This is a genomic window from Achromobacter xylosoxidans (assembly GCF_014490035.1).
GTDB lineage: Bacteria > Pseudomonadota > Gammaproteobacteria > Burkholderiales > Burkholderiaceae_B > Achromobacter > Achromobacter bronchisepticus_A.
The window spans coordinates 2,691,404-2,709,549 of the sequence record NZ_CP061008.1 but is presented as its reverse complement, the minus strand read 5'-3'; the positions used below and the strand labels follow the sequence as shown (position 1 = coordinate 2,709,549).

General features: G+C 67.6%; 15 protein-coding genes. 5 read left to right on the top strand and 10 right to left on the bottom strand.

Annotated elements, in window-relative coordinates; all coding sequences use genetic code 11:
- Positions 1 to 38: 38 nt before the first annotated feature.
- Genes IAG39_RS12690 through IAG39_RS12680 form a run of 3 tightly spaced genes read right to left on the bottom strand, consistent with a single transcriptional unit; the run spans position 39 to position 3,849 of the window.
- A complete protein-coding gene (locus IAG39_RS12690; RefSeq protein ID WP_118935078.1) occupies positions 39 to 344 on the bottom strand; it encodes a chorismate mutase in 306 nt (101 codons plus the stop codon).
- A gap of 5 nt (positions 345 to 349) precedes the next feature.
- Positions 350 to 2,644, bottom strand: a complete 2,295-nt coding sequence (locus IAG39_RS12685; RefSeq protein WP_059373632.1) for a UvrD-helicase domain-containing protein — start codon at positions 2,642 to 2,644, stop codon at positions 350 to 352.
- A complete protein-coding gene (locus tag IAG39_RS12680; protein ID WP_054456025.1) occupies positions 2,641 to 3,849 on the bottom strand; it encodes a fatty acid desaturase in 1,209 nt (402 codons plus the stop codon). Before IAG39_RS12680 ends, IAG39_RS12685 begins: the two co-directional genes overlap by 4 nt.
- A gap of 355 nt (positions 3,850 to 4,204) precedes the next feature.
- Between IAG39_RS12680 and IAG39_RS12675 the strand changes: the two genes are divergently transcribed.
- Positions 4,205 to 4,600, top strand: a complete 396-nt coding sequence (locus IAG39_RS12675) for a hypothetical protein (protein WP_118935080.1) — start codon at positions 4,205 to 4,207, stop codon at positions 4,598 to 4,600.
- Positions 4,601 to 4,614: 14 nt separating this feature from the next.
- Here the strand turns inward: IAG39_RS12675 and IAG39_RS31725 are convergent, their stop codons facing one another.
- Positions 4,615 to 5,955: an RsmB/NOP family class I SAM-dependent RNA methyltransferase gene (locus IAG39_RS31725; RefSeq protein WP_118935084.1), complete on the bottom strand. Its 1,341-nt coding sequence runs from the start codon at positions 5,953 to 5,955 to the stop codon at positions 4,615 to 4,617.
- Positions 5,956 to 7,069: 1,114 nt separating this feature from the next.
- Entirely contained in the window at positions 7,070 to 7,726 is a 657-nt protein-coding gene (gene purN / locus IAG39_RS12665) for a phosphoribosylglycinamide formyltransferase (protein WP_118932857.1), read from the bottom strand.
- A gap of 134 nt (positions 7,727 to 7,860) precedes the next feature.
- Between purN and IAG39_RS12660 the strand changes: the two genes are divergently transcribed.
- From IAG39_RS12660 to coaBC, 4 genes are all read left to right on the top strand, one after another.
- Positions 7,861 to 8,826, top strand: a complete 966-nt coding sequence (locus tag IAG39_RS12660; protein WP_118932854.1) for a bifunctional riboflavin kinase/FAD synthetase — start codon at positions 7,861 to 7,863, stop codon at positions 8,824 to 8,826.
- Positions 8,816 to 11,677, top strand: coding sequence for an isoleucine--tRNA ligase (ileS, locus tag IAG39_RS12655; protein ID WP_118932853.1), 2,862 nt, complete (start codon positions 8,816 to 8,818; stop codon positions 11,675 to 11,677). Before IAG39_RS12660 ends, ileS begins: the two co-directional genes overlap by 11 nt.
- 2 nt (positions 11,678 to 11,679) lie before the next feature.
- Positions 11,680 to 12,219, top strand: coding sequence for a signal peptidase II (gene lspA, locus IAG39_RS12650; protein ID WP_059380496.1), 540 nt, complete (start codon positions 11,680 to 11,682; stop codon positions 12,217 to 12,219).
- A gap of 166 nt (positions 12,220 to 12,385) precedes the next feature.
- On the top strand, positions 12,386 to 13,582 hold the full coding sequence (coaBC, locus tag IAG39_RS12645; protein ID WP_059380495.1) for a bifunctional phosphopantothenoylcysteine decarboxylase/phosphopantothenate--cysteine ligase CoaBC: 1,197 nt from the start codon (positions 12,386 to 12,388) through the stop codon (positions 13,580 to 13,582).
- Positions 13,583 to 13,677: 95 nt separating this feature from the next.
- Here the strand turns inward: coaBC and IAG39_RS12640 are convergent, their stop codons facing one another.
- The 5 genes from IAG39_RS12640 to pepE all read right to left on the bottom strand — a co-directional run bounded on the left by IAG39_RS12640 (position 13,678) and on the right by pepE (position 18,118).
- Entirely contained in the window at positions 13,678 to 14,571 is an 894-nt protein-coding gene (locus IAG39_RS12640; protein ID WP_118932852.1) for a cation diffusion facilitator family transporter, read from the bottom strand.
- A 124-nt stretch (positions 14,572 to 14,695) separates the two neighbouring features.
- Positions 14,696 to 15,685 (bottom strand): Bug family tripartite tricarboxylate transporter substrate binding protein, encoded by a 990-nt coding sequence (locus tag IAG39_RS12635; protein ID WP_059380503.1) that lies wholly within the window; start codon positions 15,683 to 15,685, stop codon positions 14,696 to 14,698.
- A gap of 119 nt (positions 15,686 to 15,804) precedes the next feature.
- A complete protein-coding gene (locus IAG39_RS12630) occupies positions 15,805 to 16,491 on the bottom strand; it encodes an AroM family protein (protein WP_118932851.1) in 687 nt (228 codons plus the stop codon).
- A complete protein-coding gene (locus tag IAG39_RS12625) occupies positions 16,488 to 17,417 on the bottom strand; it encodes a DUF1177 domain-containing protein (protein WP_059380492.1) in 930 nt (309 codons plus the stop codon). The genes IAG39_RS12630 and IAG39_RS12625 overlap by 4 nt, the downstream gene beginning before the upstream one ends.
- Entirely contained in the window at positions 17,414 to 18,118 is a 705-nt protein-coding gene (gene pepE, locus IAG39_RS12620) for a dipeptidase PepE (protein ID WP_118932850.1), read from the bottom strand. The genes IAG39_RS12625 and pepE overlap by 4 nt, the downstream gene beginning before the upstream one ends.
- Positions 18,119 to 18,146: the final 28 nt, after the last annotated feature.

The following is an 18,146-nucleotide window of genomic DNA, read 5'->3' as shown; positions in this document are numbered from 1 at the left end:
CTCGCTGATGCAAGCTGCCGCGCGCCGCCGGCCTGGCATTACGAGTAGGGGCGCTCGCGCAGGCGGGTGTGGTGGTCGACCACGGTGTCGATCACTTCGCGCAGGATGGTTTCGGCAAGCGCGGGCGGCACGCCCGCCTCTTGCGCCAGGCGGCGGATGCGCGCGACCTGCTGCTCCTCGCGCTTGGGATCCACCAGGTCCATGCCCAGCTCGCGCTTGAGCTCGCCGATCATGTCCGTGCAGCGGAACCGCACGCCCAGCAGCAGCATGATCTGCTGGTCGATTTCATCGACCTCGGCGCGCAGCGACGCCAACTCGGCTTTGGAAGTATCGTTGTCGGCCATGAGTATCAACCCTGAACAATGTCGAGTTTGGCGATGCCCAGCGCCAAGGTCTTGGCGCCCACGTCGCGGAACTGGATTTCAGCCTGGGCGTCCTGCCCTGCTCCGCTCAAGCCGATGATCGTGCCCTCGCCGAACCGCGCGTGGTGCACGCCCTGACCTACACGATACTGCTTGTCGCCCACCGTGACGCCGGTGGTGACGCTGCGGGCTTGACGCGGCGCAATGGTATTGGTGGGCTTGCGGCCGAAAGCGTCGCCGCGATTGCCGCCGCCCCAGCCAGCGCCCGTGCCGCCGACCTGGGCCAGGCCGGCCTTGGGCGACAGCCACTTCAGGTGCTGTTCGGGGATTTCTTCCAGGAAGCGCGAACGCATCGCGTAGCGCGTCTGGCCGTGCAGCATCCGGCTTTGCGCCAGGCTGATGTACAGACGCTGGCGCGCGCGCGTGATGGCCACGTACATGAGGCGGCGCTCTTCTTCCAGTCCGGAAGCTTCCAGGACGCTGTTCTCGTGCGGGAACAGCCCCTCTTCCAGGCCGGTGATAAAAACCGCGTCGAACTCCAAGCCCTTGGCGGCGTGCACGGTCATGAGCTGGACGGCGTCCTGGCCTTGCTGGGCCTGGTTGTCGCCCGCTTCCAGCGCTGCGTGCGACAAGAATGCCGCCAGCGGGGTCAGACCGTCGGACGCCACGACCGGCGCGTCGACCACGCCCGCGTTCAGCGTGGAGGCCGTGTCCTGTTCGGGCACCACGCCGGCAGGCATGCCGTCGTAGTTTTCCTCGGACGCGAACACCGCCGCGGCGGTGACCAGTTCGCTCAGGTTTTCCAGGCGCTCCGCGCCTTCGCGTTCGGCCTTGTAATGCGCGTTCAGGCCGCTGGCCTCGAGCATATGCTCAACCATTTCCGGCAGCGGCAGGTCGCGGGTCTCTTCGATCAGGCGATGGATGAGTTGCGCGAACTGCGCCAGGTTGGAGCCGCCCTTGCCGGGCACCAGGGCCACGGCCGCGTACAGGCTGGTGTCGTGCGCGCGCGCGGCGTCGCCCAATTGCTCCAGCGTGCGCGCGCCGATGCCGCGCGTGGGAAAGTTGACGACCCGCATCCACGAGGTGTCGTCGTGCGGGTTGGCCATCAGGCGCAGGTAGGCCAGCGCGTGCTTGATTTCCTGGCGCTCGAAAAAGCGCAAACCGCCGTACACCTTATAGGGAATGCCGGCGGAAAAGATGGCGTGTTCCAGCACGCGCGACTGCGCGTTGCTGCGGTAGAGCACGGCGATCTCGCGGCGCAGGCTGCCTTCGCGGATCAGCGAACGGATTTCGTCCACGATCCACTGCGCTTCCATGCCGTCGGAGGGCTGCTCGATGACGCGCACCGGCTCGCCGTCGCCTTGCTCGGTCCAGAGATTCTTGCCCAGGCGGCCGGTGTTGTGGCCGATCAGCGCGTTGGCCGAATCCAGGATGTGGCCGAAGGAACGGTAGTTCTGCTCCAGGCGGATCACGGTGCCGCGCGCATAGTCGCGCTCGAAGTCGGCCATGTTGCCGACGTTGGCGCCGCGGAAGGCATAAATCGACTGGTCGTCGTCGCCCACCGCGAAGATCGCGGCGCCGCCGCCGGCCAACAGGCGCAGCCACTTGTACTGCAGCGTGTTGGTGTCCTGGAACTCGTCGACCAGGATATGGCGGAAACGGCGCTGATAGTGCTCGCGCACCGGCGCATTGCGCGACAGCAGTTCGTAGGCGCGCAGCAGCAGCTCGGCGAAGTCCACCACGCCCTCGCGCAGGCACTGGGCCTCGTAGAGCTGGTAGATCTCGATCAGGCGGCGGCGATGGGCGTCATAGGCTTCCACGTCGGCGGGACGCAGGCCCTCTTCCTTGGCGCCGTTGATGAAGCGCTGCACATCGCGGGGAGGATACTTTTCGTCGTCGACGCCGTTGGCCTTCATCAGGCGCTTGATCGCCGCGAGCTGGTCGGTGACGTCCAGGATCTGGAAGCTTTGCGGCAGGCCGGCATCGCGGTGATGCGCGCGCAGCATGCGGTTGCACAGACCGTGGAAGGTGCCGATCCACAGGCCGCGCGTATCGATCGGCAGGATGGCCGACATGCGCGCAAGCATTTCGCGCGCCGCCTTGTTGGTGAACGTGACCGCCAGCAGCCCAAAAGGCGAGGCCTGGCCGGTTTGAATCAGCCAGGCCATGCGGGTGGTGAGCACCCGGGTCTTGCCGCTGCCCGCCCCGGCCAGGACCAGGGCGTGCTGCGGTTCTAACGTTACTGCGGCGCGTTGTTCAGGATTGAGCTTCTCTAGCATCATGCCGCGTAGCGGCGCAGACGTTGAGCGAATTGCTCGAGCCCGGCGATGCCGCTTTGCTGGGCGCGCTGGCACCAGGCCTGCAGGTCATGAAGAAGCTGTTCGCTGCTGGCGCTGGAGCTTTCCCAGATGCGGCCGAGTTCGCGGCGCATCTGCACCAGCGTGGCCAGCGACTTGTTGCGGGCAATGGCTTGATCCACGGCGGCGACCTGTTCGGGCTGGAGGATGTCCTCGTTGCGGTGGATGGCGCGGCGCACGCTGTGCAGCTTGGTCCAGTCGCACTCGGCGCTGTCCTTGTTGCGCGAATCCTTCAGCTTGGCCAGCTCTTCACGGGCGGCGCTCTTGATCACGTCCGCATAGCGGGCCATGACTTCGTAGCGGTGCGTGATCACGCCCTGCAGGGTGCGCAGGTCGATGCCGGTCTTGCTGTCGTCCAGCTTCAGCTTGGGCGCAACCTTCTTGATCTTGGCCAGGCCGAAGAACTTCAGGATGTTGATGTAGCACCAGCCGATGTCGAACTCGTACCACTTGGCCGAGAACTTGGCCGACGTGCCGTGGGCGTGATGGTTGTTGTGCAGCTCTTCGCCGCCGATCACGATGCCCCAGGGGAACACGTTGGTGCTGGTGTCCGGGCTGTTGTAGTTGCGGTAGCCCCAGTAGTGGCCGATGCCGTTGACGACGCCGGCGGCCCAGAAGGGGATCCAGGCCATCTGCACGGCCCACACGGTGACGCCGATGGCGCCGAACAGGGCGATGTCGATGGCGAGCATGGTCAGCACGCCCCACAGGCTGTGCTTGCTGTAGACGTTGCGCTCGAGCCAGTCGTCAGGCGTGCCGTGGCCGAACTTGGCCATGGTTTCCTTGTTGTTCGATTCTTCGCGGTACAGTTCCGCGCCGCGGAACAGCACCTTCCAGATGCCGAACAGGATGGGCGAATGGGGATCGCCTTCCTTTTCGCACTTGGCGTGGTGCTTGCGGTGAATGGCCACCCATTCCTTGGTGACCATGCCGGTCGTCATCCAGAGCCAGAAACGGAAGAAGTGCATGACCGCCGGATGCAGATCCAGACCACGGTGCGCTTGGCTGCGATGGAGAAAGACCGTGACCGACACAATCGTGATGTGCGTCACAACCAAAGTGAACACGACAACCTGCCACCAAGTGGCTTGGGTCAGACCGCCGGCAATGAAGGAAAGGATGTAATCCATAAAGCTGTAAGGAGCCTCGCTAGAGAAGTGCCTGGAGTTTAGCTTACCTTGGCTGACTTATGACAAGGTAGTTTCAAAATAGTTTTTGAGCGAAATCAAGGACTAAGCCCCGGTTTTTCAGGGCAAAAAGCCACTCTCGCAACCAAAAACGCAGGTTGCGAGGCCGAGCCTTGCGGCACGCGGCGCTAGGGCCGTCCTCCCCAGGATAGGTGGGGGGCATACGCGAAGGCGCAAGGTTTGGGCTCGATTTCACCGTTAAAGTTCCTGTCAGCTTGGCGTCCGGTCTTGAAGCGGACTTGCGGCTGGCGCACACTGCGGGTGCTTTACCGACCAAACTGTCTCTTTTGTCCCACTGATGTTGCTGAAAAAAATCCGTCCCCAATTTTTTTACGCCCTGGCTGCGCTGGGAACCGCCCTGCCCGCCGCCGTTTCCGCGCAAACGCTGAAATCAGGCGACGTCGCCGTGCTGGCCTCGTACTACGAGATCCGCGGATCGGACTGCCTGGCGCTGCGCGCGCCGCGCGTGTCGCTCACCATGACGCCGCGCCTGGGCAAGGCCAACATCATGCAGACGCGGGGCCAGTCCAGCGATGCCGGGCGTTGCGCCTACCAGACCGTGCCGGTGTCCCAGGTGGTCTACCAGGCTGACCAGGCGGGCAATGACAGCCTGGCCTGGGAAGTGAAATACCAGAACAAGACCCTGGGCACGCGGCGCTACAGCGCCACGGTGGTGGTGACGCCGGGTCCCTGACCCGGCGCCCCCGATCAGGCCGGCTGGTCCTGCGGACCGGCCGCGTCGTCCTCGGACGTTGCTTCAGCCGCAGCCTCATCCGCTTCCGAGGCTACTTCGGCCGCGGTCGCCGCGCCCTTCTTCTTGCGCTCGAATACCGCGGCGAAAAAGCCGTCGGTGCCGTGCACGTCGGGGCGCAGCTGCACGTAGGGGCCGTCCAGCTTCAGGTTTTCACAGCGCGCGGCCAGGATCTCGGCGGCGTCCAGGCGCTCGAAATCGGGATGGCTGGCGAGGAAACGCTCGGCCTGGACCTCGTTTTCCTCGGCCAGCAGGCTGCAGGTGGCGTACACCAGGCGGCCGCCCGGAGCAACGCAACGCGCCGCGCTGTTGAGAATGCGTTCCTGCAGCTGGCCCAGTTCGGCCAGCGCCTCGGGGTGCTGGCGCCATTTCAGGTCCGGATTGCGGCGCAGGGTACCGATGCCGCTGCAAGGGGCGTCGACCAGCACGCGCTGGGCCTTGCCGGCCAGACGCTTGACGCGGGCGTCGTTTTCGCTGTCGATGACCACCGGCACCACGTTGGACAGGCCGCTGCGCGCAAAGCGCGGCTTGGCGCGCTGCAGGCGGGCCGCGGACACGTCGAACGCGTACAGGCGGCCGGTGGAGCGCATCAGCGCGCCCAGCAGCAGCGTCTTGCCGCCCGCGCCGGCGCAGAAATCGATGATCATTTCGCCGCGGCGCGGCGCCACCAGCAGCGCCAGCAACTGGCTGCCCTCGTCCTGGACTTCGATGCTGCCGTTCTCGAACTGCGGCCAGCGATTGATGGCCGGACGGCCTTCCATGCGGATGCCCCAGGGCGAATAAGGCATGGCGACAGGCTCGTAGCGGCCGGCGCCCTGCTGCAATTCGGCCAGCATGGCGTCGCGCTCGACCTTCAGCGGGTTGACGCGCAGGTCCAGGCTGGCCTGGCGGTTCAACGCCTCGATCAGCGTTTCCGGGCTGTCCATGGCGCCCAGGCGTTCGTCCAGCCAGTCAGGGATGCTGCCGCGCACGGCGCGCGGCAGGGTCGCCAGGTCGATCTGCGACACGCGCTGCAGCCATTCGGCTTCGCCGGCGTCCATGCCTTCGGCCAGCGCCTCGGCGCCCAGCGTCGCGGCCAGTCCCAGGATGGCCAGGCGGCGCGAAGCGGGACCGACGCCGCTTTCGCCGAACTGGCGGTAGCGGCGCAGATGGCGCAGCACGTCGTAGACGGCCTCGGCGACCTCGGAGCGATCGCGCGCGCCCAGATTCGGATGGTTGCGCAGCCAGTGCGACAGGGCCGCGTCGGCCGGATAGGTCCATTGCAGGATTTCGCCCAGGACGCGCTGGACCTGGTCGATGCGGATCGCCGCGTGCGATTGGCGCGGGCGGTTGAATTGAGGTTTGGGCGGACGGTCCTGGCCGCCGTCGCTGCCGCCGCCGCGCGGGCCGCCATACTGGCCGCGCTCGCCGCCGCGATCATCGCCTCGCGGCGAGCCATAAGACGGACGCGAGTCCGAGCGGCCATCACGACGATCCGAACCATAGGAGGCGCGCTCGCCGCCACGGCCTTCGCCGCGCGGAGCGTCATAGGACGGACGCGAGTCCGGGCGGCCTTCACGGCGTTCCGAACCATAGGAGGCGCGCTCGCCGCCACGGCCTTCGCCGCGCGGGGCGTCGTACGACGGACGTTGGCCCGGGCGGCCTTCACGGCGTTCCGAACCATAGGAAGCGCGTTCGCCGCCACGGCCTTCGCCGCGCGGAGCGTCATAGGACGGACGCGGGCCGGGACGACCTTCGCGGCGTTCCGAACCATAGGAAGCGCGCTCGCCGCCACGGCCTTCGCCGCGCGGGGCGTCGTACGACGGACGCTGACCCGGACGGCCTTCACGACGTTCCGAACCATAGGAAGCGCGCTCGCCGCCACGGCCTTCGCCGCGCGGGGCGTCGTAGGACGGACGCTGGCCCGGGCGGCCTTCACGACGTTCCGAGCCATGGGAAGCGCGTTCGCCGCCACGGCCTTCGCCGCGCGGGGCGTCGTACGACGGACGCTGACCCGGACGGCCTTCACGGCGTTCCGAACCATAGGAAGCGCGTTCGCCGCCACGGCCTTCGCCGCGCGCCGGGTCGAAGGACGGACGCGGGCTCGGACGGCCTTCGCGGCGGTCCGAACCGTAGGAGCCGCGTTCGCCGCCACGGCCTTCGCCGCGCGGCGCGTCGTAGGACGGGCGCGGCGTCGGGCGACCGCCCGAGCGCTCGTCGCGGCTGCCGCCGGAACGGTCGTCACGGGCGCTGTCGCGTGCGATCGGCGCGCGCGCGTCGCCCTTGGGGCGCGAGAAGAAGGACCGACCGTCGCGGCCTTCGGACGCGGCCCTGGCGGCGCCTGCCGGACGGGAACGCGGGGATTGGGGTTTGGTCATGGTGTATTCCAGTGGGGCGGAGGGCTTCCGCCCGAAAAATTCGATTCGGGGCCGCTCAGGCGGCCGGCGACCAGGCGAAAAGGCGATCGGGATCGCCCTGCACGTTGACGCGATGGTCGCTGGTCAGGGTAACCCGGCCTTCGGCCAGCCAGCGCACCGCCGCCGGAAAAGCCCGGTGTTCGACCGCCAGCACGCGCTCGGCCAGGGATTCGGGCGTATCGCCCGCCAGGACCGGCACGCAGCCCTGGGCGATGATGGGGCCGTGGTCCAGCACCGGCGTGACGAAGTGCACGGTGCAGCCGTGCACGCGCACCCCGGTCGCCAGGGCCTGGGCGTGCGTGTGCAGCCCGGGAAACGCCGGCAGCAGCGACGGGTGGATGTTGACCAGCCGGCCGGCGTAGTGATTGACGAAGCCCGGGGTCAGCACGCGCATGAAGCCCGCCAGGATGACGTAATCGGGTTCGTAGCGGTCGATTTCGGCGGCCAGCGCGGCGTCGAAGGCTTCGCGGCTGGCGTAGTCCTTGTGGTACAGCGCGCCGGTGGGGATGCCCTGCTGGGCCGCCCACTCCAGGCCGGCGGCGTCGGGCTTGCTGGCGATGACGGCGGCGACTTCGGCCGGCCAGCCTTCATTGCGGCAGGCCTCGGACAGCGCCTGCATATTGCTGCCGCGTCCCGAGATCAGGATGACGATGCGGCGCTTGGTGGTAGATATTTCCGGCAAGATAAGGAATTCCAAGGGAAATCGGGCCCGTCCGCCCTACGCAATCCCGCGCGCGGCGACAGCCTGGACGCGCGGCAAGTAAGGACAGGAACAAACCCGGAATCCAAAATTGTAAACTCTCGCTCGTGAAACCATCGCTGCGCATCTACCGATCCCTGCCCCCGCCCGACCGGCGCGCCCCTTGCGCGCTGACGATCGGCAATTTCGACGGCGTCCACCGCGGACACCAGGCCATGCTGGCGCGCGTCTGCCAAGTCGCGCGCGACCGCAACCTGACGCCCGCCGTGATGACCTTCGAGCCGCATCCGCGGGAGTATTTCGCCACCCTCAACCAACGCCCTGAGCTCGCACCCACCCGGATTTCGGGTTTGCGCGACAAGCTGGCGGCGCTGGCGCGTTACGGCATCAGCCAGGTCGCGGTGGAGCGTTTCAACGCCCGTCTGGCTGAAATGTCGGCCAATGCCTTCATCGAACAATTGCTGGTCCAGGGCCTGCACGCCAAATGGCTGCTGGTGGGCGAAGACTTCCGCTTCGGCCACAAGCGCAGCGGCGACATCGACCTGCTGCGCGAGGCCGGCCTGCGCCATGGCTTCGAGGTGCAGACCCTGGCCGACGTGACCGACCAGCAAGGGCACCGGATATCCAGTTCCGAGGTGCGCACCGCGCTGGCGGTGGGCGACCTGGAACGCGCCCGCCACCTGCTGGGCCACCCGTACCACATCAGCGGCCACGTGATCCACGGCCAGAAGCTGGGCCGCACGCTGGGCTTTCCCACCATGAACCTGCGGGTGGCGGAGCGCTGCGCCGCGCGCTCGGGCATTTACGTGGTGCAGGTCTACGGCCTGGCCGAGCGGCCGCTGCCGGCGGTCGCCAGCCTGGGCGTGCGCCCCACGGTCGAAGACCGCGGCCGCGTGCTGCTGGAGTCGCACCTGCTCGACGAGACTGTCGACGCTTACGGTAAACTCGTACGCGTCGAATTCCTGCAAAAGCTGCGGGACGAAGAAAAATTTCCTGACCTCCCTTCCCTGACTGCCGCCATCGCCGAAGACGCGCGAAACGCGCGCGCCTATTTTGCCGTTCATGGACTATAAAAAGACCCTCAACCTGCCCGATACCTCCTTCCCCATGCGGGGCGACCTTGCCAAGCGCGAGCCCGCCTGGATTTCGCAGTGGGAGGAAAACCACGTCTACCAGGCGATCCGCGCCGCCAGCCGCGGCCGGCCGCGCTTCGTGCTGCACGACGGCCCGCCCTACGCCAACGGCGACATCCACATCGGCCACGCGGTCAACAAGATCCTGAAGGACATCATCGTCAAGAGCCGCAACATGGCCGGCTATGACGCGCATTACGTGCCGGGCTGGGACTGTCACGGCATGCCGATCGAAATCCAGATCGAAAAGAAGTACGGCAAGCACCTGCCCGTGGCGGAAGTGCAGTCCAAGGCCCGCGCCTACGCGCTCGAGCAGATCGACCGCCAGCGCAAGGACTTCAAGCGCCTGGGCGTGCTGGGCGAGTGGGATCGTCCCTACATGACGATGAACTTCAGCAATGAAGCCGACGAAATCCGCGCGCTGGGCCGCATCCTGGACAAAGGCTACGTGTTCCGCGGCCTGAAGCCCGTGAACTGGTGTTTCGACTGCGGCTCGGCCCTGGCCGAAGCCGAGGTCGAGTACGCCGACCGCGTCGACCCGGCGGTGGACGTGGCCTTCCCGTTCGCCGAGCACGCCAAGCTGGCCAGCGCCTTCGGCCTGGACTCGGTGGAAGACGGCGCCATCGTCATCTGGACCACCACGCCCTGGACCATCCCGTCCAACCAGGCGCTGAACCTGCATCCCGAAATCGAATACGCGCTGGTGCGCGTGACGCCGGTTCCCAAGTTCGGTCCGCTCCTGCTGATCGCCAAGGAACGCGTCGAAGCCTGCCTGAAGGCCTGGAACCTGGAAGGCGAAGTGATCGCCACGGCCCCGGGCGCGGCGCTGTCGGGCATCGAATTCCGCCACCCGCTGGCGCAGTTCAATGCCGCCTACGACCGCAAGTCGCCCGCCTACCTGGGCGACTACGTCACGGCCGACTCCGGCACTGGCGTAGTGCACTCGGCGCCGGCCTACGGTATCGAAGACTTCATCTCGTGCAAGGAGCACGGCATGAAGGACACCGATTTCATCAGCCCGGTCATGGGCGACGGCAAGTACGTGGACAGCCTGGCGCTGTTCGGCGGCCTGTCCATCTGGGACGCCAACCCCAAGATCGTCGAAGCGCTGACGGAAGCCGGCGCGCTGATGCACGTGGAAAAGCACAAGCACAGCTACATGCACTGCTGGCGCCACAAGACCCCCATCATCTACCGCGCCACCAGCCAGTGGTTCGCCGGCATGGACGTGGCCCCCAAGGACGGCGGCCCGACCCTGCGCGAATCGGCGCTGGCCGGCATCGACGCCACCGCCTTCTACCCAGCCTGGGGCCGCGCCCGCCTGCACGCCATGATCGCCAACCGCCCCGACTGGACCTTGTCGCGCCAGCGGCAATGGGGCACGCCGATGGCCTTCTTCGTGCACAAGGAAACCGGCGCGCTGCACCCGCGCACCGCCGAATTGCTGGAACAGGTGGCGCAGCGCGTCGAGCAAGGCGGCATCGAAGCCTGGCAGACGCTGGACCCGCGCGAACTGCTGGGCGACGAAGCCGACCAGTACGAAAAGAACCGCGACACGCTGGACGTGTGGTTCGACTCGGGCAGCACGCACGCCACGGTGCTGGGCGGCAAGGACGGCGACTTCGCCGGCTCGCACGGTGCTGAGCTCGCCTGGCCCGCCGACCTGTACCTGGAAGGCTCGGACCAGCACCGCGGCTGGTTCCATTCGTCGCTGTTGACCGGCTGCATGCTTTACGGCCAACCGCCCTACAAGGCCCTGCTCACGCACGGCTTCGTGGTGGACGGCCAGGGCCGCAAGATGAGCAAGTCGGTGGGCAACGTGATCGCCCCGCAAAAGGTGTCCGACTCGCTGGGCGCGGAAATCCTGCGCCTGTGGGTGGCTTCCACCGATTACTCCGGCGAGCTGTCCATCTCCGACGAGATCCTGAAGCGCGTGGTCGAAGGCTACCGCCGCATCCGCAACACGCTGCGCTTCCTGCTGGCCAACCTGGCCGATTTCGACGCCGTGACGCAGTCCGTGCCCTATGGCGAGCTCTTCGAGATCGACCGCTACGCGCTGGCCATGACCGCGCAGATGCAGGCGGAAGTCCAGGCCAACTACGAACGCTACGACTTCCACCCGGCCGTCTCGCGCCTGCAGACGTTCTGCTCGGAAGACCTGGGCGCGTTCTACCTGGACATCCTGAAGGACCGCCTGTACACCTCGGCCGTGGACAGCCGCGCGCGCCGCTCGGCCCAGACGGCCCTGCTGGACATCACGCAGACGCTGCTCAAGCTGATGGCCCCGATCCTGTCCTTCACTGCCGAAGAAGCCTGGAAGGAACTGGTCAACTCGGCCTTGAAGAACCAGGCGGACGCCGCCCGCACCACGATCTTCACCGAGGTCTACCACGCCCTGCCGCCGTTCGCCGACGCCGACGCCCTGTCGGCCAAGTGGACGCGCCTGCGCGCCATCCGCGCCGAAGTCCAGCGCAAGCTGGAAGAAGTGCGCACGGCCGGCGACATCGGCTCCTCGCTGCAGGCCGAAGTGGACCTGTACGCCAACGGCGCCGACCAGGAACTGCTGGCCAGCCTGGGCGACGACCTGCGCTTCGTGCTGATCGTCTCGCGCGCCACGGTGCACGCGGGCGAAGGCGAGACCCGCATCGAGGTCACGCCGTCCACGCACAAGAAGTGCGAGCGCTGCTGGCACTGGCGCCTGGACGTGGGCCAGGACGCGGACCATCCCGAGATCTGCGGCCGCTGCGTGTCCAACCTGTTCGGCTCGGGCGAAGCCCGCGACAAGGCTTGAGCATGGCCCGCCCCTCCGAACCCGGAGTGACGGGCGCCGCCGCCCCCGCCCGCGCCGCGCCTGCGCGCGTGGGCGGCTGGCTGGCGCTGGCACTGCTCATCATCGTGCTGGACCAGCTGACCAAGGTCTACTTCAACACCTCGTTCCAGTATGGCGAGCGCGTCAACGTGCTGCCGGTCTTCGACTTCACGCTGATGTACAACCGCGGCGCCGCCTTCAGTTTCCTGGCGTCCGAGGAAGGCTGGCAGCGCTGGCTGTTCACCGGCCTGGGCTGCGTGGCGGCGGTGGTCATCACCATCATCCTGCGCCGCACCCATGGCCAGCCGCGCTTCAGCCTGGCGCTGACCCTGATCCTGGGCGGCGCCATCGGCAACGTCATCGACCGCGTGGTCTATGGCCACGTGGTGGACTTCCTGCTGTTCTACTGGAACAACTCCTACTTCCCCGCCTTCAATCTGGCGGACGTGGGCATCACCTGCGGCGCCGTGCTGCTGGTGCTGGACGAACTCCTGCGCGGCCGCAAGGCCAAGACCCAGGCCTGAAGACGGCCCGGCCGGGGCGCGATGCCCCGGCTTGCTCCCGCATTTCCCACGGTTTTTGTCCTGTTTGATGCCCCCTGAACGCATCGGGAACGGCGCAATGCCGCAATGCAGAATAAAATCACTGTCCGTTCCTCGTTTACACGGCGCTGAACCCGCCGCCTCCCTCATGCTCGACCTCGCCCGCAAACGCATCGTCCTCGGCCTGACCGGCGGCATCGCCTGCTACAAAATCGCCGAACTGGTGCGGCGCATGACCGAACAAGGCGCCACCGTCGACGTGGTGATGACCGAGGCGGCTACGCACTTCATCACGCCGGTCACGATGCAGGCCCTGTCGGGCCGTCCGGTGTTCGTGGATGCCTGGGATGCCCGCGTGCCCAACAACATGGCGCACATCGACCTGACGCGCGGCGCGGACGCGGTGCTGATCGCGCCGGCCAGCGCCGACTTCATGGCCAAGCTGGCGCACGGCATGGCCGACGACCTGCTGTCCACGCTGGCGCTTGCGCGCGCCTGTCCCCTGCTGGTCGCGCCCGCCATGAACCGCGAGATGTGGGCCAACCCGGCCACGCAGCGCAATGTGGCGCAGTTGCGCGCCGACGGCATCAGCGTGCTGGGTCCGTCCGCCGGCGAACAGGCCTGCGGCGAAACGGGCGACGGCCGCATGCTGGAAGCGCATGAACTGCTGACCGACCTGATCGCCTTCTTCCAGCCCAAGCTGCTGGCCGGCCGCCACGTGCTGCTGACCGCCGGCCCGACGTCCGAACCCGTGGATCCGGTGCGCGTGCTGAGCAACCGTTCGTCGGGCAAGACCGGCTACGCGCTGGCGCGCGCCGCGCGCGAAGCCGGCGCCCGTGTCACGTTGATCACCGGCGCCACCTTCCTGCAGGTGCCGCGCGGCGTCACCGCGCTGTCAGTCACCACCGCGCGCCAGATGCACGACGCCGTGATGGCCAGCGCGGCCGACGCGGACATTTTCATCGCCGTGGCCGCCGTGGCCGACTGGCGCGTGAAGAACGTCAGCAACCAGAAGCTGAAGAAAACCAGCGAAGGCGGCGGCGCGCCCGTGATGGAATTCGAACCCAATCCGGACATCCTGGCCGAAGTGGCCAAGCTGCCCAACGGCCCCTGGTGCGTGGGCTTCGCGGCCGAAACCGAGAAGCTGGCCGAGCATGCCGAAGCCAAGCGCACGCGCAAGGGCATACCGCTGCTGGTGGGCAACCTGGCGCACAAGGTCATGGACGCGGACACCACCGAACTGGTGCTGTTCGACGAGCAAGGCACCCATCCCCTGCCCGCCGCCGACAAGCTGGACGCGGCGCGGCGCCTGATCGCCGAGATCGCCGCCCGCTTCCCGAAGTAAAAGCCAGGCCGCGGTTCCGGCCTGGCTGCTGACCAACCCCTGTTTCCGGACAGGGGTTTTTCTTTGCCGCGGGCTTGCCGCTCATGCGGCCGTCGTCAGTGGACATGCTCCTGCGAGGAACGATCCTCGCGCTCCATCTGCAGCGTCGTATGGTGCAGATGGAAATCCGCCTGCAGACGTTTCTCGATGGCGCGGCGCACCTGTTCGCCGTCGGCCCCGGCCGCCAGCACCACGTGGCCCGTCAGCATCGGATTGCTCTGCGTCACTGCCCACAGGTGTATGTCGTGAATCGAGACCACGCCGGCCGTGTCGGCGATGGCCTCGCGCACGGCCTGCAGGCTCATGCCCGGCGGCACGCCCTCCAGCAGGATGTTCACGCATTCGCGCAGCAGCATCCAGGTGCGCGGGAACACCATGAAGCCTATGCCGACCGCCAGCGCCGAATCCACCCAGCGCCAGCCCGTGAACCAGATGAGCACGGCGCCGAGGATCACGCCGATCGAACCCAGCATGTCGGCCCAGACCTCCAGGTAGGCGCCCTTCACGTTCAGGCTTTCGTCCTTGGCGCCAGCCAGCATGCGCATCGAGATCAGGTTGACGATCAGCCCGACCACGGCGACCGCCAGCATCCCCAGGGACTGGATGTCCGCCGGCGCCGACAGGCGCTGGTAGGCCTCGTACAGGATGTAGAACGCCACGCCCAGCAGCACCAGCGCGTTGACCGCCGCGGCCAGGATCTCGAAGCGGGCGTAGCCGTACGTACGCATCAAGTCAGCCGCCTTGCGGCCCGCGCGTATCGCCACCAGCGCCAGCAGCAAGGCCATGGCGTCGGTCATCATGTGCATGGCATCGGAAATCAATGCCAGGCTGCCCGTGATCATGCCGCCCGCGATCTCCACCAGCATGAAGCTGCCGGTCAGGCCAAAGGCGATCCAGAGGCGGGATTCGGGCAAGGCGCGGACGTCGCCGTGCTGATGGCTGTCGCTCATGACTGTCCTGATCGTGGAAAGGCTCCATGACAAAGCCTGTAGCGGCTTCAGAGTCAAGCACGGCGGCGCGCGCCATGAAAAAAACCCTCCGTGTTACCGGAGGGTTTTTGTTGGGCAACCCGGCTTACTGCTCCAGGCTGATGTTGGCCGCCTTGACGATGTCGGCCCATTGCTGGCGGTCCTTCTCCAGGAACTGGCTGAACTGCTCGGGCGTCATGCCGGTGACCGGCTCAGAACCCAGGCCGGCCATCTTCTCGACCAGCGCGGGCTGCTTCAGCACGTCCTGCATGGCCGCGTAGTAGGCGGCCAGCACGTCGGCCGGCAGGCCGGCGGGCGCGAACACGCCTTGCCAGGTCGGCATGTCGAAGCCCTTCAGGCCCTGCTCGTCCAGCGTCGGCACGTTGGGCAGTTGCGGCGCGCGCTTGATCGAGGCCACCGCGATGGCCTTGACCTTGCCCTGCGAAGCCAGCGGCGCGGCGGTGGAGATGTTGTCCATCGTCATGGCGATGTGGCCGCCCAGCAGGTCGGTGATGACGGGCGCGGCGCCGCGGTAGGCGGCATGCGGCACCTTCACGCCCAGCTTGTACAGCATGGTCTCGGCGATCAGGTGGTTGGAAATGCCCACGCCGGCGGTGCCGTAGGTGGCGGTCGGCGTCTTCTGGAAATATTCCTTGAGTTCGGCCAGGTTGTTGGCCGGCACATCCTTGTTGACGATGACCACGTTGGGCTGCACCGCGGCCAGCGTGATGGGCGTGAAGTCCGACGGCTTGTAGTTCGTGCCCTTGGGGTTCAGGACATGGGTGATGGCCATGGACCCGGCGGCGGCGATGCCGATGGTGTAGCCGTCGGCCGGCGACTGGGCCAGGCGGTAGGCCATGATATTGCCGCCGGCGCCAGCCAGGTTTTCGACCACGACGGGTTGGCCCAGGCGCTGCGACAGGGGCTCGGCCAACAGGCGCGCCAAGGTGTCGGCGGAGCCGCCGGGCGCAAAGCCCACCAGCAGGCGCACCGGCTTGACGGGCTTCCAGGCGTCGGCGGCGAAGGCCGGCGCGGCCGTCAGGGCTGTGACGGCGAACAGTGCGCCAGCGGCGCGATGCAGATTACGGCTGAACATGAAAAACACTCCCAACGATTGATTGACGAAGCCCGCTTCGTCTCCTCTCGCCGCTCGCCTGTCCCCGCCGCGCCGCGCATCGGTGTGCGCGGCAAGGTTGCGGGACGGGTTCGGCGGCGTTATTCCAATACTTGCGCCAGCGTCTGCGCCACCATGCGGTTGGACAGCAGCACCGGCCGGCCGGAGGCCTGCGCCACGGCCTGGCGCATGCGCTCGGCGTAGCCCATGCAATGCATGACGATCAGGTCGCAGGACGCGAGTTCGCGGCCCGCCCGCTCGAAGTTGAGCGCGGCCTGGGCCGCGTCGGCTTCGTAGGGGGAGGCATGCACGACCACGGTCTCGCAGGACAGCGGCACGACCATGTGGAAGGCGTCGACCTGCGCCTCCAGCGGCACCACCAGGCCCACCTTGCGGCAATGCTCGGCCAGGCCGGCGACCAGGTGGTCCACCACCTGTTGCGGCTCCACCACCAGCGTGCGCATCGGCGCGATCGCGGTGCCGGTGCACAGCGGCACCAGCACGTCGTAGCCCGCGGCGTCGGCCTGGCGCATGACTTCGGCCAGCCGCGCCTCGGCGGCGGCCGCGTCCAGTTCGATCTGCGAGCCGTCTCGCAGGCGGGTGGCAAAGCGGTATTCGCCCGGCTTGGGCGCGAGCGCGGCCAGGCCGGCGGCATCCAGTCCGTCGAGCGCGCCGAATTCGTCGATGCGCACCTGCGCGCCCAAGAGCGGCGCCATCTCGGGCACCACATCGCTGCGCGGCGACTGGCCGATGGTGAAGAACGCCACGCGGCGCGGCTGCGCGCTCATGCCTCGCCCGCGCTTTCGCGGCCCACGGTCTGCAGATGCGCCATCGAACCGTAGCGGCTCTGCAAGGCGGCCCATTCCTTGTCGTCGACGAAGCTCATCGCGCCTTGCCCGTAGAGCTTGGCGATCTCGATGCAGAAACGCATGGCGACGTCGGCGTCCACGGCGTTGGTCACGCCCGTGGCGCAGCCCGGCACGGTGGTTTGCGCGGTCAGCGCCACGCCCACCACCGGCGCGCCGGTGACGATCGTGGGCTGCATCAGCGAGTTCACGTGCTGCAGGCCGTTTTCGTAGGGCGTGATGTCCTGCGTGGTCAGCGGCAAGGTCAGCGGCAGCTCGCCGCTGACCCAGCCCATGACGTCCAGCATGGTCTCGGGGATGCGCAGCAGATAGCCCTGGCGCGCGACCGGCGTCAGCGCCACGCCGCGCTTGTTGACCAGGCGGTTGCCGCGCGTGGTGTCGACGGACAGGATCGCGTCCATGCGCGGGTCGACCTCATGCGACATCATCTCGCGCATCGGGAACGGCGAACGCATCATCGGCACCGGATGATGCGGCCGCGTGCCGGCGCGCGGACAGATGTGGGTGCGGATGCGCACCGTGCCCGGCATGACGTCGCCTTGGCGCGCCATGGCCATCAGCTTGAACGCCGCGGCAATCGCGACCACCGCGCCGTCGCTGTCGGACACCAGGCCGGTGACCGCCGGACGCGCGCCGATGCCGCCAAGGCGGCCGACGATGCCGAGTTGCGGCGCGGTTTCGTCGAGGCCCGGAATGACGATGGACAGGAATTCGGTGGCCGCGCCGTCGCGCTCCAGCCGGGTCACTTCGACTTCGCAGTTGCCCGCCGCGCGCAGTTGCTCGGCCACGGCCTCGCCCGTGATGTGGGCGGAGGACAGCAGTTCGATGGCGTCGATCACATGCTTCATGCCGGGATCTCCACGGGGCCCGGACGGAACACGCGCGGCTCTTCGTTGCCGAGGAACAGCGGCGCATCGTGCGGGCCGACCAGGTCGATCCGGTTGCCGCGCACGCGCAGCGCGGAGCCTTCCGGCAGGCCCAGCACGGGCATCCGCGGATTCAGCGCGCAGAACTCGGCCAGGCGCTGGGCGCGGGTTTCGCCGCGATGTCCGGGAGGATGGGCATTGGTGTAGTGCGGATTGATCTGGAACGACAGCAGGTCCAGGGCGTCGAAGCCTTGCGGGTCCGTGATGGGCATGTCGTTGGTGGTGCAGATGCTGGGGCAGCTCAGGTTGGAGCCGGCGCTCCAGCCCAGGTAGGCCGCGCCCTCGCGCACGCGGCGCGCCACGACGTCCAGCAGGCCTAGTCGGCGTAGCTGGCCCAGCAGATTGAAGGTGTTGCCGCCGCCCACGATGATGATGGCGGCGCCTTCCAGCGCGGCCACCGGATCCTCGGCGCGATGCAGCCCCTGGATGGCCAGGCCGGTATCCGCCAGCGCCGATGCCACCAGCGCGGTGTAGTCGTCCCAGTCGCGCGTGACGCCGGCGTACGGCACGAAGACGGCCGGCGCGCCTTGCGGCAGCGACGCGATCAGTTCGCGGATGTCGGGCAGCGCGTGGACCAGATAGCCGGCGTCGCTGCTGGAATTGCTGAGGAGCAGTAGGTTCATGTGGAGGATTTCCGTAAGGGGATTTTCT

Excerpts from the sequence above, each read along its gene's own strand:
- IAG39_RS12690 (WP_118935078.1), bottom strand. The coding sequence starts at position 344 with ATGGCCGACAACGATACTTCCAAAGCCGAGTTGGCGTCGCTGCGCGCC.
- IAG39_RS12685 (WP_059373632.1), bottom strand. The coding sequence starts at position 2,644 with ATGATGCTAGAGAAGCTCAATCCTGAACAACGCGCCGCAGTAACGTTA.
- IAG39_RS12680 (WP_054456025.1), bottom strand. The coding sequence starts at position 3,849 with ATGGATTACATCCTTTCCTTCATTGCCGGCGGTCTGACCCAAGCCACT.
- IAG39_RS12675 (WP_118935080.1), top strand. The coding sequence starts at position 4,205 with ATGTTGCTGAAAAAAATCCGTCCCCAATTTTTTTACGCCCTGGCTGCG.
- ileS (WP_118932853.1), top strand. The coding sequence starts at position 8,816 with ATGGACTATAAAAAGACCCTCAACCTGCCCGATACCTCCTTCCCCATG.
- lspA (WP_059380496.1), top strand. The coding sequence starts at position 11,680 with ATGGCCCGCCCCTCCGAACCCGGAGTGACGGGCGCCGCCGCCCCCGCC.
- coaBC (WP_059380495.1), top strand. The coding sequence starts at position 12,386 with ATGCTCGACCTCGCCCGCAAACGCATCGTCCTCGGCCTGACCGGCGGC.
- IAG39_RS12640 (WP_118932852.1), bottom strand. The coding sequence starts at position 14,571 with ATGAGCGACAGCCATCAGCACGGCGACGTCCGCGCCTTGCCCGAATCC.
- IAG39_RS12635 (WP_059380503.1), bottom strand. The coding sequence starts at position 15,685 with ATGTTCAGCCGTAATCTGCATCGCGCCGCTGGCGCACTGTTCGCCGTC.
- IAG39_RS12630 (WP_118932851.1), bottom strand. The coding sequence starts at position 16,491 with ATGAGCGCGCAGCCGCGCCGCGTGGCGTTCTTCACCATCGGCCAGTCG.
- IAG39_RS12625 (WP_059380492.1), bottom strand. The coding sequence starts at position 17,417 with ATGAAGCATGTGATCGACGCCATCGAACTGCTGTCCTCCGCCCACATC.
- pepE (WP_118932850.1), bottom strand. The coding sequence starts at position 18,118 with ATGAACCTACTGCTCCTCAGCAATTCCAGCAGCGACGCCGGCTATCTG.